The 16,306-nt window shown below is 63.8% G+C and carries 11 protein-coding genes and 1 pseudogene; 7 read left to right on the forward strand and 5 right to left on the reverse strand.

Annotation, left to right across the window (positions count from 1 at the left end; all coding sequences use genetic code 11):
• The first annotated feature begins 11 nt into the window (after nucleotides 1-11).
• On the forward strand, nucleotides 12-1,271 hold the full coding sequence (locus EV647_RS11255) for a helix-turn-helix domain-containing protein (RefSeq protein WP_166680280.1): 1,260 nt from the start codon (nucleotides 12-14) through the stop codon (nucleotides 1,269-1,271).
• 189 nt (nucleotides 1,272-1,460) lie between these two features.
• Here the strand turns inward: EV647_RS11255 and EV647_RS11260 are convergent.
• A pseudogene (locus tag EV647_RS11260) lies at nucleotides 1,461-2,469 on the reverse strand (transposase); the annotation flags it as partial.
• 423 nt (nucleotides 2,470-2,892) lie between these two features.
• Here EV647_RS11260 and EV647_RS11265 point away from each other — a divergent pair.
• The gene (locus EV647_RS11265) at nucleotides 2,893-4,014 is read left to right on the forward strand and encodes a hypothetical protein (protein WP_134001644.1); all 1,122 of its coding nucleotides are present in this window, start codon (nucleotides 2,893-2,895) and stop codon (nucleotides 4,012-4,014) included.
• A gap of 146 nt (nucleotides 4,015-4,160) precedes the next feature.
• On the opposite strand, the gene EV647_RS11270 is transcribed toward EV647_RS11265, so the two are convergent.
• Entirely contained in the window at nucleotides 4,161-5,531 is a 1,371-nt protein-coding gene (locus EV647_RS11270) for an IS110 family transposase (RefSeq protein WP_202876103.1), read from the reverse strand.
• 357 nt (nucleotides 5,532-5,888) lie between these two features.
• On the opposite strand from EV647_RS11270, the gene mobF reads away from it, so the two are divergent.
• Both mobF and EV647_RS43660 read left to right on the forward strand, forming a co-directional pair.
• Nucleotides 5,889-9,452: a MobF family relaxase gene (gene mobF / locus EV647_RS11275; protein ID WP_134001646.1), complete on the forward strand. Its 3,564-nt coding sequence runs from the start codon at nucleotides 5,889-5,891 to the stop codon at nucleotides 9,450-9,452.
• 195 nt (nucleotides 9,453-9,647) lie between these two features.
• Entirely contained in the window at nucleotides 9,648-9,773 is a 126-nt protein-coding gene (locus EV647_RS43660; protein ID WP_166680281.1) for a helix-turn-helix domain-containing protein, read from the forward strand.
• A gap of 402 nt (nucleotides 9,774-10,175) precedes the next feature.
• Here EV647_RS43660 and EV647_RS11285 read toward each other — a convergent pair whose 3' ends face one another.
• Together EV647_RS11285 and EV647_RS11290 are read right to left on the reverse strand one after the other, a co-directional pair.
• Nucleotides 10,176-10,859, reverse strand: a complete 684-nt coding sequence (locus tag EV647_RS11285) for a hypothetical protein (RefSeq protein ID WP_134001650.1) — start codon at nucleotides 10,857-10,859, stop codon at nucleotides 10,176-10,178.
• Nucleotides 10,859-11,095, reverse strand: a complete 237-nt coding sequence (locus EV647_RS11290) for a hypothetical protein (protein ID WP_134001652.1) — start codon at nucleotides 11,093-11,095, stop codon at nucleotides 10,859-10,861. Before EV647_RS11290 ends, EV647_RS11285 begins: the two co-directional genes overlap by 1 nt.
• A gap of 587 nt (nucleotides 11,096-11,682) precedes the next feature.
• Here EV647_RS11290 and EV647_RS11295 point away from each other — a divergent pair.
• Entirely contained in the window at nucleotides 11,683-12,318 is a 636-nt protein-coding gene (locus tag EV647_RS11295) for an EcsC family protein (protein ID WP_166680282.1), read from the forward strand.
• Nucleotides 12,319-12,578: 260 nt separating this feature from the next.
• Here EV647_RS11295 and EV647_RS11300 read toward each other — a convergent pair whose 3' ends face one another.
• Complete coding sequence (locus EV647_RS11300) at nucleotides 12,579-13,367, reverse strand: hypothetical protein (protein ID WP_202876104.1); 789 nt, start codon at nucleotides 13,365-13,367, stop codon at nucleotides 12,579-12,581.
• Between the two features lie 195 nt (nucleotides 13,368-13,562).
• On the opposite strand from EV647_RS11300, the gene EV647_RS11305 reads away from it, so the two are divergent.
• Together EV647_RS11305 and EV647_RS11310 are read left to right on the forward strand one after the other, a co-directional pair.
• A complete protein-coding gene (locus EV647_RS11305; RefSeq protein ID WP_134001656.1) occupies nucleotides 13,563-14,876 on the forward strand; it encodes a DUF4365 domain-containing protein in 1,314 nt (437 codons plus the stop codon).
• A complete protein-coding gene (locus EV647_RS11310; RefSeq protein WP_134001658.1) occupies nucleotides 14,873-16,249 on the forward strand; it encodes a Piwi domain-containing protein in 1,377 nt (458 codons plus the stop codon). Before EV647_RS11305 ends, EV647_RS11310 begins: the two co-directional genes overlap by 4 nt.
• Nucleotides 16,250-16,306 lie beyond the last annotated feature (57 nt).

Below are 16,306 nucleotides of genomic sequence, written 5' to 3' on the forward strand. Positions count from 1 at the left end.
GTGATGTGGCAGTGACGGACAAGACGACGCTCGGTGCGCGCCTGCGCGAGTTGCGGCTGGCCAAGGGCCTGGGCCTGCGAGAGGCAGCAACGATCGCGGGGATCAACCACGGCTACCTGAGCCAGCTGGAACGCGACGAAGTGGCTCAGCCGGCGCCCCCGGTACTGCAGAAGTTGGCCGCCGCCTACGATGAGCCGTTCCTGCTGCTCATGCGGTGGGCCAACTATCTTGAGGATGACCCGCAAGGTCTATCAGCCAACCAGTCCCGCGCCCTGAAGATCATGGGCGAGCCCACCGCCGCCGAACTTCAAGCGATCAAGGCAGTACTCGATGCCATGAGAGCCGGTCGAGCCGACATGAGCGCACTCCAGAGACTGGACGGACACTTGGATCAGGCGGATCGCGCCGAGATACGCCGCCACGTACTGGCACTACTGCGCCGCGCAGACGCGCTCGACGTAATTCCAACTCCACTTGATCAGGTCACCGAGATCTCGAAACTGGTGATCGCCGGCGAGGTCACGCTGTCACCGGCGGTTACACGAAGGCTACGTGAACGATTTGGTGATCTAGTCGACAAGGCTCTCGAACTCATCTTGGGATCGGTTCAATTCGACTCACGCGAGGTTTACCTGCAGAAGGGCCTGTACCACCTCAAGCATCGCTTCGTGCACGCACACGAGATCGGTCACGATCTGCTGCCATGGCACCGTGAGCTCTATGCGTCACTTGATGACAAGACCCGTCTCAAGCCAGAGGTGCACGATCAGTACGAGCGTCAGGCCAACCAGGCAGCGATAGAAATCCTCACTCAAGGAGACCGGCTTCGCGCAGAGGCCGACGACTCAGCGCTCTCTTTCGACCTGATCAACCGTGTCGGCAGCCAATTCGAGATCTCCGTTCAGGCAACCGCGCGGCACGTCGTCGAAGAGACCCACCAGGCATGCGCATTGGCCATTTCTTACCGTGGATCCGGCACCGGCAAACTGATGCCACCCCACCTCTACAGCTCCCGGTCCTTCGAAGAAGGCTTCCACTGGCAATCAGACCGAGCGCCTGCACCCCTCATTCAACAGCACCTCAGGGCAGCGCAGCGCGGCGACGCACTCGAGCCAATCACATTGGCGGACGTTAGAGGCAGAATCGCGACCGTACACCTCGACTCACTGTGCACACCACAGGCAGTATTTGTCCTCTTCCGCTGCTCGCCAGAAAAGAAGCCGTTACTGACGCGCCTAACGCACGTCGAGTGGCCACTCCGATCTCACTAACCCGGATCTTTTATCGGCCTGCTGAGTTCGGCTGCGTGGGCGCTGGGATCGCTCGCTGAGTCTGATTCTCAGCAATTGGGTGTGATAGATCGCCGAGTGTCGTCTCAGTAGATGCCGGTTCCGGCCGGGTGGGTCCTTGGTCGTTGGGGCGGGTGTCGCGGTGGTCAGCCCGGAACGGCGAGCTGGGTATAGGCGTGTGATCGCGGTCAGCAGTACGCCGGTCCAGGCGTCGCCGCGGGCGAGGTGCACGATGATGCGTGCGCCGGTGCGGGCGATCCTTGCGGCGGTCGAGAACAGCCGCAGCCGTAGGCGTTTGGGCTCCCAGCGGCGGGATTCGTGATGGTTGTCGCAGATGAAGACGAGCAGCTGCGTCCAGGCGGTCAGCTCGCAGGCCAGCGAGACGACGGCGCACCAGATCTGGTTCTGGTGGACTCGTGCAACGGCAGATTCGTGAGTCCGGTGTCCTTGGCGCAGCGGATCTGGTCTGGTGCGCGGGCGCGGCGGCGGTGCCGGAGCCCGAGGTCGGCGAGCTGGCCGCGGGTGGTGTTGGTGGCGAACGCGGTGACGCGATGTCCGTCGATGTCGGTGATCCGCGACTGCGCGCCGGGGTGCGGGCGTTCCTTGCGGACGATCACCCGCCTCCCCTTGGGCAAGGTGGACAGGCTGAGCAGCCCGGTGACGTCTGCGACCCAGGCGCGGTCGCGGACCTTGCCGTCGGCGTGGTAGGCCGGTGCCCACACCTGGTTGGGATCAGTGCGAGTTTGTCGCAGAAGTCGTCGGGCAGGGTCAACCCGACCGAGTAGCTCATGCGCTGCGACACCACCCAGTCGAGGAAGTCGTGGGTGCAGCCGGCCGAGTCGGCGCGGATTAGCACCTTGCTACCGGCCGGGGCCCCGGCCGGTAGCACGGTCGGGTCTGAGGCCACCGGACCGAACACATCCGGTGCGCCGCGCAGTACCACGATGTCGGCAAGACAGTCCCCGCCCAGCGCGAGAGCGACGGCCAGATCGCAGACGATCTTGGCCGGGTCGTGCCTGGCCAACGGTTTGCGCCACGGCGCCAACGCCCGCGACAACTCGCCGTCCAGCCCGCTGACTCGGACCGCGCTGGTGAGCAGCAGACCACCGGCCTGCGACACCACACCCGATCCTCGCGCGTCGACCCGAACACGCGGATACAACCCGGTGGCCTTCTTCACCTGGAAGGTGCTCCTCGATCCGGCACGACATGGTCCTAGGCAAAACCACATCGTCGCTGGTCAGGAGCACCTTTCAGTTCAAGGACACGACGTCAGCGTGAAAGCCCCGGGCTAGTGTGCCGATCGTTGCGCGATCTCTCGCTACACCATTCTGCGTGCGATACGACCCGCCGCGTAAGGCGCGCCTATCCTGTCGACGTCGACACATACCAAACCTGACCGCGGATCTGCCCATGGAGATCCCCTACTAAAGCGTCCCCTACAATCGCAGGTACCGATCTCTGCAGGCGAGGCTAGGACGTGGCACAACGGGCTGAATTCTCTGTCGCGACGCGGAATATGCTCGCACGCCGAGCGGGCTATCAATGCTCGGTCCTCAACTGTGGCCGACTCACGGTCGGCCCGGGAACCGGCCCGCACGACGTGATCGACATCGGTATGGCTGCTCACATCCATGCCGCCACACCAACCGGTCCTCGCGGCGGCAGCGGTCTTTCGAGCGCCGAGCTGGCCGACGTGAGCAACGGCATCTGGTGTTGCTACAGCCACGGCAAGGCCATCGACGCGGACAACGGCACCATCTACACGGCGGATGACCTGCGAGCCTGGAAGCGGCTGCACGAGGCACGCAAGGGCATGCAAGTGCACGGCCTAATGCCTGACAAATGCGGACTCGTGGAATCGATCACCGTCCGTTCGCCCGCGATCCATGGAGCCGGCCGAACTGTCGAACTCGGGATGCTCAACCTCATCACCGGGCCGAACGCGACCGGGAAGACGATGCTCGCTCGCCTGCTCACCACTGTTTCCGACCCGAGCTATGTCGCCACGTTGTCCAGAACACGCGACATCGACATCTCGGTGAAGTGGTTCGATCCCCACAAGCATCAGGTGTCCACCTCAGGACGCGGCGGCGAAGTCCGTCACGTTCTCGATGGCGTACCTGTTCCGTACGTAGCCCGCCCATACAAGGCCACCATGTTGTCGATCAATGACTTCACTCAGCCGTGGAGCTTGACTACCCTCGCTCAGCAGTTCGACTTGAGCACCGCGGCGATGGCGGCCACCCTGAACGCGCTTCCCGAGAACAGCAGCATGATCAAGGAAATCGACATCACCGACGCAGCGGTCACATTCGTCGTTGATCGCGACGGCCGCACCACGAAGATCGCCTCGGATGCTTGGCCACAGGCCAGTGACCTGAACCTGCCGATCTTCGTCGAGTTGGCGTGTGCCCATGCCCGGCACCATGCCCGAGTCGAACCAACCCTGCTAATCCTCGACGAGTTCCTCGATCGCACCCATGACCGACGGCTGCATGACAGCGTCCTGACGCAACTCGAACAAGAATCGGAACACGCTCAAGTCGCCATCATCAGCCACCACCCGAGTGTCGTGCGGCGCTGCGACCAGGCGTGGACCCACACCAGCTTCGGCGAGACAGGCCAGATCCACCACTCAGAGCGATCGGCCTCGCGCAAGCCGATCGACATCGACATCACAGCGACCGATCCACCTCCACACGTTCCCGATGAACGCATCTGATCCCTTGACCAACTTATAGGGCCGGTCTCGAGCCGTTCGCGACCTCTGACCGAACGGCAGCGACGCATCGTGGCGTCGTCAACCATATGCATTCTCTGCGCGACACCGACCCGAGAATTATGTATGCTCTACACAGTTGCCAGCCTTCACGTGCTTATGCACTCCACGCCTCGCTCTCGTGGAAGCAAGATCGCCGCTGTCACAGACCCGTGAATCATCTGTTGGTGCGCAGGCACGTCAGCGCGTCGGGCTTTGCCCGACACGTTCTTCGGTGATTGCAGCGAGGCGACCGAGTCGAGCTGGACGGTGTGGCCGAGCCTTTCGAGTTGCGCGACCAGCCGGCGAGTGTGGGCCTCGTCGTGGCGGCGTGCGAGCCAGTCTGCGCCGAGGTCGCGGTAGGACTCGTTCTTGCTCAGCATGTGGTAGACCGCGACGAGCATGGAGTGCGCGACCGCGAGCTGGGCGCGCCCCGGGCCGCGGCGTTTGGACAACCGGGCGTGCTGCGCGGCGGGATAGTTCTTGCCGTGCATCCGGCCGACCGATCCTGCGGCCTCGACCAGCATCGCGGTCAGCCACTTGTTCCGCTGCCGCTTCCCGGTCGGGGTCCGCTTACCAGCCGACTCATAGAACCCGGGCGCGACCCCTGCCCAGGCCGCAAGCTTGGCCGCCGAACCGAACCAGGTCATGTCCGCACCGGTTTCGGCCACGATGACCTGGGCGACCTTCTCTTCAACGCCAGGAATGGTCTGCAACGACTCGATCTGATGCGCCCACGGCAGACACTGCGCCCGGATTGCCACGTCCAGGTCGGCCAGGGCGTGCTCCACCAGCTCGAGCCGGTCCGAAATCGCGCCGGCCATCCGCGCGTGGTGGTCATCGAAGTGTCCCTCGAGCGCCTGAGCAAGATCAGGGATCTTCGACCGCATCTTGCCCTTGGCCATCCCGGCCAGCACCCGCGCATCACGCTCACCGTCGATCATCGCGCGCAGCATCACCCGCGCCGACACCGGGGTCACCGACCACGCGACCGTCGGCAACTTGATCGACGCGTCCTCCAGCATCAACTCCAGCCGGACCGCCTCGCGGGTCCGGTCGCCCATCAACTGCACCCGATACCGGGTCAGCATCCGCAGCCGCCGGATCGGTGGCGACGGAACAAACGACGGCGACAACAACCCATGCTCAAGCAACTGAGCGATCCACTCCGCATCACGCACATCGGTCTTGCGGCCAGGCACCGCCTTCATATGCGCCGCGTTCAGCAGCCAAACCTCCATCACCTCCTCAAGGCAATAGAACGGCGGCTTCCAATACGTCGACGTCGACTCCATCGCCGCGACCGTCGCACCGCACTCGACTAACCAGTCCCGCATCACCCGCAGCGGCCCCATCGTGGTCTTGAACGTCCGCGTCACCGACGAACGGCTCCCCTGCCGCAGGCCCGGAACGCGCACGCAAACGGTCACCGACGCCTTACCCACATCCAAGCCCGCCACCCGCTCGAACAACATCTCCATCGAGAACTGCCTCCGGCCTCGATTCCGGCCGCGATCCCCGCGGCCACGCGCCGCCCAGAGGGCCCTCTGCCAGGACACAGACCCACGTGCTCGCAGCAACAATCCACCGGCACTCGAAGACCCCGCGCCTTACACTTCTGCGGGCTCACCCGCACCAGCGTGACTCGACGTTGCCGGACGACGCACCCCGATTCTCATCCACCGCCGCAGCGACGGAGTCGGAAGCCGTCACACTTCTGGCACTTGAGGACCAGGTCGGGTGGGCGCACCCGATTCGGGCCTGTCAGCGCCGTTTCGTTGAGCGGCTATGGGACGTCTGAGGTATCGCGCGAAGAGCGCTCCGGGCGGCGAGCGGCCATGTTGAGCATCCATCGGTTGACCGCTGGAGATGGCTACAAATACCTGCTGCGCCACATCGCTTCTGGCGACCTCGACCGCCGGATGGCGACTGCATTGACGACCTACTACACGGCGTCCGGGTACCCGTCCGGGCGATGGATGGGCAGTGGGCTGAGTGGCCTTGGCGCCGGCGAGCTCATCCCAGGAAGCGAGGTCAGCGAGGAGCAGATGGCGGCCCTTTTCGGCCGTGCCCAAGACCCGCTGACAGGCCTTCCGCTGGGTCGCCCGTACCCCACCTTCAAGAGCCCGTCTGTACGGATTCAGGACCAGATCCGGGCGCTCGACCCTTGCCTGAGTGAGTCCGAGCGGCAGGTCGAGATCGAGCAGATTCGCAAGCGCGAGATGCGTCAGAAGACGCAACAAGCGGTGGCCGGATTCGACCTCACCTTCTCCCCCGTGAAGTCGGTTTCAGCCCTCTGGGCGACCACCGATGTCGGTACTCAAGAGCAGATCGTCGCCGCACACCAAGACGCGATCCGCGACGTCCTCGAGTTGATCGAGCAGCACGCTGCCTTCACCAGAACCGGAGACCACGGCGTTGCCCAACTCGACGTACGAGGCCTGATCGCCGCCGCTTTCGACCATTGGGACACCCGCAGCGGCGATCCCCAACTCCATACCCACGTCGTGATCGCCAACCGCGTTCAAGGCGTCGACGGTGACTGGCGCACGGTCGACAGCCGCACCCTGCATCGCTCAATCGTGGCAATGTCGGAGATCCACAACGTCTTCGTCGCCGACAACCTGAGCCGACGGCTCGGCGCGAACTGGGAGCTCCGAGAACGAGGGAGTCAGCGGAACCCGGCGTTCGAGATTGACGCAGTACCCGATGAACTGATCCGAGAGTTCTCCTCCAGAACCGAACAGATCGAGACCAACCTGGCCGCACTTCTCGACGAGCGCGGCGACCACATTCAACCACCCAGCCGCCGCGAGATGTACGTCCTTCGCCAGCAGGCCACGCTCATGAACCGTCCGCCAAAGCACCTCACCAAACCCCTCGCAGCGCTCATGGCCCAGTGGCGAGCCCGAGCTGACCAGGCCATCGGCTCCGACGCCGTCTCCGCCATCCAGCGCTCACTCGAACAAGCTGGCGACCGCCCATTGGCCGCCGCGGATCTCAGCCCTGAGACCATCGACGCGTACGGCGGCGCGACCGTCCTCGCGATTCAGAACAAGCGCGCGACCTGGAACCGTTGGAACCTCCTGGCCGAAGCCGCGCGGCAGACCCGGCTGCTGCGCATCGTCTCGTCCAGCGAACGATTCGCCGTACTTCAATCGGTCGTCCAGTGCGCCGAACGCCACTCGATCAGCCTCAAGGCGCCCAACCTGGTCTCAGCGCCGGTAACACGAGCAAACGGCGAGAGCGTCTACACGATCCACAACGGCCAGATCTACACCTCGCCCGTCATCCTCGGCGCAGAGTCCCTTCTACTCGAGCTAGCCCGAGACTCTGCAGGACCCACGATTCCGGCCCCGCACAGCGCCGGCCTGAGCGCCGACAAGGTCCGGGCTCTTCACCGAATCGCGACAAGCGGGCAGAAGCTCGAGGCTCTAGTCGGGCCCGCCGGCACAGGCAAAACCAGCCTCCTGTCCGCCCTCGCCACCAGCTGGGAACTTGCGCACGGCGAAGGCTCTGTCATCGCGCTGGCCCCGTCCTCGGCCGCGTCGACCATCCTGTCCGATGCCATCGGCATCTCCACCGAGAACATCGCGAAGTGGATCTACGAATCCGCGGGCCTCGGCGCCGAGCAACGCCGCGACATGATCCAACAGACCGAGTACGCCGCCAACCTCGCCCACGGAGATCGTCGAAAACGCCGCCACCAGCGCCTCATGACCCAACTGGCGGCGCTGCACGCAAACCACGACAAGTGGAACTTCCGCACCAACCAACTCGTCATCGTCGACGAAGCCTCCATGGCCAGCACCATGGAGCTAGCCACCCTCGCCCGCGCCGCGAACATCGCCGGTGCCAAACTTCTCCTCGTCGGCGACGACGCCCAGCTCTCCGCCGCCGACACCGGTGGCGCCTTCCGCCTCATCGCCAAAGACACCCAGGCTGCCGAGCTCACGGACGTCTGGCGCTTCACCAACCCCTGGGAGCGCGACGCCAGCCTCGCGTTGCGAGGTGGCGACCTCACCGCCATCGACATGTACGACGACCACAACCGACTCACCGCCGGCTCGTCAGAGGACATGGAAGACGCCGCGTACAAGGCCTGGCTCGCCGACACCCGAACCGGCCGAACCAGCCTGCTCGTCGCCGCCGACAACACCACAGTCGCTCGCCTCAACGCCCGCGCCCGCCTCGACCGCATCACCACCGGCGAAGTCGAACCCGACGGCATCGAACTCCACAACGGCAACCACGTCGGCCTCGGGGACCACATCGTCACCCGCCTCAACAACCGCCGCCTCCGGTACGGGAGCAACAACTACGTGAAGAACGGGGACCGGTGGACCGTCATTTACCGCTGGCCCGACGGCTCCCTCACCGTCCAAAACCACAGCGGCGACACCGTCACGCTGCCCAGCAGCTATGTCCAAGAATCCGTCGAACTCGCCTACGCCACCACAGCCCACCGAGCTCAAGGCTCCACGGTCGACACGGCCCACCTCGTCGTCACCGAAAATCTCACCCGAGCCTTGATGTACGTCGGCATGACCCGCGGCCGCCACACCAACACCGCATACGTTGCCACCCACGAAACCACATCAGACCTACACGAACCCCACCCCGAACAAACCATGCAAGACGTCCTCGAAGCCGTCCTCAACGACCCTGGCGTCGAACGATCCGCTCACGAAGTGATGCGCCAAGAACTCGACAACGCCACCCGCCTCGACCGCCTTGTTCCGATCCACGAACACCTCTGCCAACTCGACGCCAGGAGGCGCTACCGGCCGGCAATCACCACCTCCGGCCTCGACCCAGCGGACCAGGTCGCACTCCAAGCCGCTCCCGCTTACGGCGCCTTCATCGCGCAGCTACGCCGCGCGGAGAACGCCGGCATCGACGTCCCTGAACTTCTGCGACGGGCCGTCAACCAAGCGCCGACCGCCGACGCCCATGACCTCGCCGCTGTCCTTCACGCCAGAGTCGAACGACTCACCGCACGATCACGACGCCAGAACAGCGCACCAGAAATCGCCGGCCTCGTCGTACCCGCGAAGCACGTCAACGACCCCACGCTGATAGCCCCACTCCGAGAACTCGAGGCGCAGATCGCCCAGCGTGCCGACTGGCTCGCAGCGAAGGTCGCGAACGAAAGGCCCATCTGGCATCAGCGCCTCGTGCACTCGTTGCCCGGGACCATTGGTCTCGTGCGCGACATCGCCGCCTACAGGGAACGGTACGGCGTGGACAGCCCCGCGCCGCTCGGCGCCGCCCCGTCGCGCAATCAGATCGTCCAACGCCGTCATTACGATCGCCTGCTGTCTTACTTCCGCGAAGCACGCGCGGCTGCCGTCGAATGGCATCACGGAGGCACTTTGCCCATGCACGAGGCGGATAGGTGACGCGCCTTACCGATCTACGGGCGCGACCATCGTGCGAAGTTTCTCGAGTACGCGCCGCGTCACCCCGCGGTCGCCCACAAGTGCTTCATGCCCCCGGTAGCAAAAGCCGAAAGGGCCGGATTCGGGTCAGCTGAGGACAGAAGAGCCGTGTTAGATGTCCCGCGTAGCGCGGGGGTCGTAATTCGGCTACCGAGGATGAGCGAAGCCGACGCCACTGAAGCGGAGCGGCTCTACTCAACTGGGCTGTCGCTTGCCGACGTAGGCATGCGTCTCGGACGTGACCATTCCACGATCTACAAGACGTTGCAGCGGCGGGCGTGAAGATGCGGGATACCCACGGCAGGCCGTGACTACGCGCTGCGATAGTAGTAGCTTGAGCGGGAAGCCCAGCAGCCAGGCCGAACGCCCAATCGCTGCTCGACAGTCGACCACCGAGAACTGAGAAGCCGCGACCCTCGTTCTTGTACTGCTATACGCGTGCGCCGCCGCCCTCAAGGTTGCGGCGGTCGACATGATCGTCTACGACGTGCGGGATAGTCGACGACGATCGGACACCTTGGAGGGCCGTTTGACCTCTGTTCGAGCGTCGGCGACGAGGCGCTATCGCGCGTCACTAACCGGCTGCGTCGCCGTCAACGTAGCCGTCAAGTCAGTCCTCTAGGCAACCTAGCGATAGATCCGCCCCTGGGCGAAGCCATGAGCGACCGCCTCGCACCCTGACTCCTATAGAGCGAAGGTTGGCACCTTGCTCCAGTTCAGCGCAGGTTGCCCAATGTATGTCGTCGCTTGATTAGCCATTGCTCGCGCCGTCGAAACCAGCAAGTGGGCGCACGACTCCGCCCCATGGATGGAAAGAGAGTGCTTGCCTCCTGCGGAAGGACGCAGAACGCTGCTCGCATGGATTGACCCACGCATGGGACCTGGCCAGTACTCGGGACGCCAGCCCGCAACGAGGCCATGGGACAGACAATGCCGCACCTGCATCCACCCCTCGACCTGATCCACAGCATCGGACCAATTCAGCGTCTGCTTTTGAATCCAGGTCGAGTCACCGATGGCCGGCGGCTTCCAGACCTCCACGGTGTACGCACTCTTCCAGGCCACACCTGTACCCCAGCCGAGCACCTGAGTGAGCTTTTCATCGAAGGTCTTGACGGTCGGGTTGTTGATGCTTACGAGCTTGGCGATCTGGCCGTAGCTCTGTCCACGATGGCCGACCACCAAGGCTACGAACTCCTCGACGAAGCCCTCGAAGGCCGAAATGGTTGTCAGCACGATCGCCGGAGCCAAGGCGGCCGCGTTGCCCGGGTTTCCTTGCTTCCGAGGGTGCAGATCTCGCAATTTCGACGGGACAGTCAGACTGACGCCGTAGCGGTCTACGGCTTGCTGGAGACTCGGCACACTCATCAGAGCGACCGAACTTCGATCTCATAAGGACCGGTGGCCGCGTCGAGCTGCTGCGCGACCAACAGCATATCGGCCGCACGAATTGAGTCGCCCGCCCCGATCACGTCCGCTGACACCAGCTCGACGACCTCTCGGACCACCGCGTCGTTCGGCCGCGCTGCTTTGATCGCGCCGAGAGCCGCATCGAGCACCGGTATGGCGATGCCTTGCACCTCTTGCTCGGGATCGCCGTCCACCAGCCTCTGAAGGGTGGAGATGAGGGCTGTTACGCGCCGCTTAGCTTCGTTTAGATCATCCTCAGGCAGGCTTCAGTAAACTCCAGCTCGACGGGGTGTCGCCTCTTGAGGCGCGCCAAAGATCCATGGCATGCCCCGGCCCTGATGTCACTCGCCCACACCCCACGGCCAGCGCCGGGCTGACCTTGACATGAAGTCGGATTGCCCTAGCGTCGTGGTCGTGAGCGAACAGGGCGGTCTGCCGCAGGAGATGTCGGAATACGAGCGCAAGCGGTGGACAGAGCTACAAGGGCACTGGGAAAAGAAGGCCCAGCCCAGCTCGTTGCTCCCGACCAAGGCACGCTCGGCGATAGGCGCGGCCGGAACGTCGGTACGCGAGGTTGCGACGAAGGCCGGGCTCAAGATCACCGATGCCACTCCGCAGCGGGTGAAGGACGTGACGGAGATGGCCTTCGAAGGCGCGCTAGTTCCGGCTCTGAAGGGCGCCGTCCATCTTCTGGAGCTGGCCACCGACTGGACAGCCGAGCTCCAGGACCCCGAAAAGGTGTTAGCGCATCACAGGGCAAAGGCGGCGCGAGGTTTCGAGCGTGGCCGACCTGCGGGCGCTCGACCTGAACGATCTCGACGAGGTCACTCGCCGGATCGTGCTTCGTTGGCGAAGTACCGGTGCTGCCGAAGGCGGCGCCCTAGGCGTGCTTGCACTCGTGCCCTTTGCCGGCGGTGTCACTGCAATTGGCCTCGACGTCGTCGTCATGCAGGTTCTCAGCACAGCCATCGCTACTCGTGTGGCCTATGCATACGGCTTTGACGCCTTGGCTCCTCACCAGCGACATCTCATCGAGCGGATGGTCCTGCGCGCGTACAAGGACCAGGGGATCAAGGCTGTTGCCGTTCGGGATGCATCTGCGGCCTTCAATGCGGGCCGCGGCCGTCAGCGATGGAGCCAGAAGCTACGAGAGGACCATCGGCTGATGGCAGCGGTCGAGAAGCTGATGCAGCAGTTCGCCAATGGTCAGCATGTCCCCGTCGAGAAGGTCACCAGATTCATGCCGGTCGTCGCAGTCCTAGCGGGTGCGGGGACCAACGCCTACGTTCTCGGTGATGTCGCGAAGCAAGCCACCTTGTTTGCGCAGACGAGTTTCCTGTCCGAGAAGTACGGTCTGCCGATGCCAGCAAACCTCAACCGTCCGCCCGGTGTACCGGAAGGCAATGAACCCGAGTGACCCTGGGCTCAAGGCGTGCCCGCTGCCCAAGGCGCCTCGCGACGTGTCCGGCCATGCACCTAGAGTCAGAGCCTAAGTCTCGATTGCACGGGAGTGCCACCTCCTAGCGCCTTGGCCGAAGGCACTAGCCAAGGGCGACCCGTGCTCACTCCAGCTCGACTCCATGCTCTTCGGCCACCTCGCCGACAAGTTTTGCTATGTCCTTCAGAAAGCGGTTCTGATCGGGGGATGCGCTAACCGTTGGCACCGGCACCCCGCGGTCATACACCTCCGAGGCATGATCCGAGCCCGTTCGAAGGTCGATCCGCGTCCATGCTGCGCGTACGCCTCCTGCCATCCCCGCTGCACGTCCTCTCCCAGATGTCGCCGAGCTGACCCTGCCGAGCACGTAGCTGAACCCTGAATCGCTGATCGACGTGGTCGAGTAGCCGCCTGGAGACGTCCTCATCCGGGCGCCCGCGATATGCGGCCAAAGTTGCTGCCGAGACGTTCTCCGTCAGATAGTCGATCACCTCATCGCGGGGCACGAAGGTGACGACAGCATTGAACGGCCCATCTGCGGTGGTGATCAGCTCAATATCCGCAACAGTCGTCTTGGCTGTCGAGGTCGACGGGAATCGCTCCGTCGTCGGATCAGTGCCAAGGAGCTGCCTCACGACCGTCGTCTTGCCGGCGCCCGTCGTGCCAAGCAGCAGCACGGTCCGGTACCCGTCATCTCGCGTCGGCTGAGGGATGGCCAGGTCGCGGAGGGCTGCATAGTCGACCCGAGTCGCCTCAAGTCCGTCGTAGAAGATGTCGACCACGCGGGGGGCGAACCGGGCAGTTGCCGCGCCGCGTGATGATGGCTCCCACAGTTCGGGGGTGGACAAGATTTCGTTGAGCTCATCGATGAGTCGGGTCGCCTCGCTGTCGTCAGCCGTCCCCAATCCCCGCCGTACACGTCGCCCCGTCTTGCCCGTGCTGCTATCCAACCTCGCCGGATGCCGGAAGATCACCGACCAGGTCTCGCGCCCCTGGTTTCGGCTCTTCGTCGCGGTGTAGTACTTCATGCTCACTCCGTTGTTCCGCCGGTGTACCGAGAGCCCATCAGGGCCCGTCAGTTGTTGCCGTCAAGGGGATCGGTACACCACCGGAACAACGCGGAACGAATCACTACGGAGGGCCTCGAGCCTCCGGAGGACGGCGGAACTGTCGGTGCTCGCGCGTAGCGTGATGGCAGATACCACGAGACAGGATGCGGCCGGATGACGGGTAAGAAGTTCGATCAGAGCAGCCAGACTGGCGATGAGGGCATCGCTCTCATCCATACGCGCGTTCTGCAGATGCAGCACGTCTGGCACGAACGCCGGCGGGACGCGGGTATCGATGGTCAGATCGAGATTCGCGATCCATCCACCGGTGAGGTTGCTAACCGGTTCCTATACGTCCAGAGCAAAGCCAGCAATAACCCGTTCCCCGGCGAGTCTGACGTCGCATTCCACTACATCTGTGACGAGCGCGACCTCGACTATTGGATGAGGGCTGACAACCCAGTGATCCTGGTCTGTTCGCATCCGGCTGACGGCAAGGCGTGGTGGGCACACGTTCAAGGCTGGTTTGCTGATCCCGCTCGCCGGGCATCCAGGCGGGTTGACTTCGACAAAGCAACCCAGATGTTCGACAACCGCGCCTCTGGACGCCTGAGCGCACTAGCCGACCCAGCCGGCCGCGCCCACACGGCTGTGATGACGAGACGGACCGAGGCCTTAACGAGCAGCCTGCTGCCGGTGGATATCCCTATGACCATGTTCAGCACCAAGATCAAGGGGTCGACTCCGAAAGAGATCGGCGATCTGGTTCGCAAGGTCCAACTCCGGCCCCAGGCGTGGCTGTATCGAAACGACACTCTCTACTCGTTCAGGCATCCGTCAGCACTGGGCCTAGACGCGGTTGTCGCCGCCCCAATCCGCGAGGATCACCCGACCGGCTACGCGCTCGAATGCGTGTCCCGCCACAACATCGTCGTCCAGATGCTAGGGCAAGCACTTCGTGTGGACACATCGGATGATCTCTGGCTCGACCCCGAGACAAAGCTCCTGTGCTTCAAGGCCAAAACTCCCCTCAAGACGATGAAACAGCGGGGCCCGCATGGACGACTACGAGAGGTCGTCACAGTCCACCGGAACCAGAAGAAGGGCCATATCAACTGGGTTCGGCACATGGCGCTGCGGTGGCGATTCATCCTGGACCACGACGAGTGGCTGCTGGACATCGCACCCGACTACCGGTTCACGGTCGACGGCTACCGACCTTCATCCATGGCCGCCGAGCTCACCTCAAAGATCAAGCGGATGGAGCGGCACGCCGCGGTCCGCGGCCAGATGGAGTTCTGGGCGCACTACCTGCGACCGGCACCAGCCGACCTCCTCGAAACAACCGCGCGCTTCCTAACGATCCACGACCCACTGACATTTGAGGTCGATCACGGGATCGATGACGATGCCTGGGACGAATCGCGTGCGCGATTCAAGACGGAAGCCGGTTCCCAGCAGGACGCGTTGTGGGACGTGACGTTGTGAAAGCAACGGTGCTTCCCGAGCCAGAGCTCGAGTTCCACGCCGGCACACGTCACATCGATCCCCGACACGGCATCACGGACTACGGACCGGCAGACGCGGCCTCCGACTCGCCGCGCTCAATCCGCGTCGGCATTGTCGGACCACCGAAATCCATTGAGGGGGTTCGACGGTGGCTCGACAGCTGCCGCCGCCCGATCGCTGCGAAGCCTTCTCACCTAAGCAATCTATTCTTCGCGTTCCCAGGCTTCGATCTCTCGGCCGGCTATCGGTCCCAACTTGTCTTCGACTCACGTCTAGAACGCCCGATTCGCGATCGCGAACTCACCAGCTTGGCAAGCCTTGCACCAGACGTCGCAGTCCGTCAGGCCGTCGACCTCTACCTCGCCGAGCTAGACCTTCTGAACGAAGAGCCTGCCTGCGACGTCGTGCTGGTTGCACGCCCGGATCACCTACCGGAGCCTGTTCGTGCACCAGGGCAACACATGACATCCACGACACCCGACTTCCACGCCCTGCTCAAGGCGGCGGCGCTACGTCACAGCCGGCCGATACAGATGATCCGACGCTCAACCTGGGATCCGAGCTTTCGGGATCCGGACGAGCAAGCTCGATCCCGCCAGGACCCTGCTACGAGCGCGTGGAACCTCCACACCGCGCTGTATTACAAGGCGGGCGGCGTACCCTGGCGGCTACCTCGCGCCGTCGAGGACCTCACCGCGTGCTTCGTAGGAGTGTCGTTCTACCGACCACCTGACGCCGCCGACGTCCTGCAGACGAGCGTCGCGCAGGTCTTCAACCAGCGAGGCGACGGCATGATAGTCCGAGGCGGCCCAGCAAGGGTGTCCCGCGAAGATCGCCAACCACACCTGTCTGACGAGGACGCTCGTCAGTTGCTGGTCGACTCTTTGAAGAGGTATCGATCAGAACACCGGACCATGCCCGCGCGAGTCGTCCTGCACAAGTCGTCCTCCTACACGCCGCAAGAGGTTGACGGCTTCCGTGCTGCAGCAGACGAACTTGCCCTCGATCAAATAGACCTGCTCTGGATCGGCGGCGCAGCAAGTCCGCGGCTGTTTCGGCCGGGAGCACATCCACCGCTACGTGGGACGCTCCTCTCGGTCGATGAAAAGAACCACAGCCTCTACACGCGAGGAAGCGTCCCCTTCTACAGCACCTACCCGGGCATGTATGTACCGGTTCCGCTCGCGGTTCGCATCGTCGAGAGCGAGTTGTCTCCTGACAAGCTGTGCGAGGAGGTGCTCGCGCTCACGAAAATGAACTGGAATCAGACTCAACTGGATACTCGCATGCCAATCACCTTGGAGACAGCTCGCCGGGTCGGGAATATCCTCAGATGCGCACCCCCGACCTAAACCTGGCTACTCGCTACGCCTTCTACATGTGAGGCAGCCACCGGCAGAGATCATGGC

Origin of the sequence: Kribbella sp. VKM Ac-2566 (genome assembly GCF_004366005.1) — a bacterium.
GTDB classification, from domain to species: Bacteria; Actinomycetota; Actinomycetes; order Propionibacteriales; family Kribbellaceae; genus Kribbella; species Kribbella pratensis.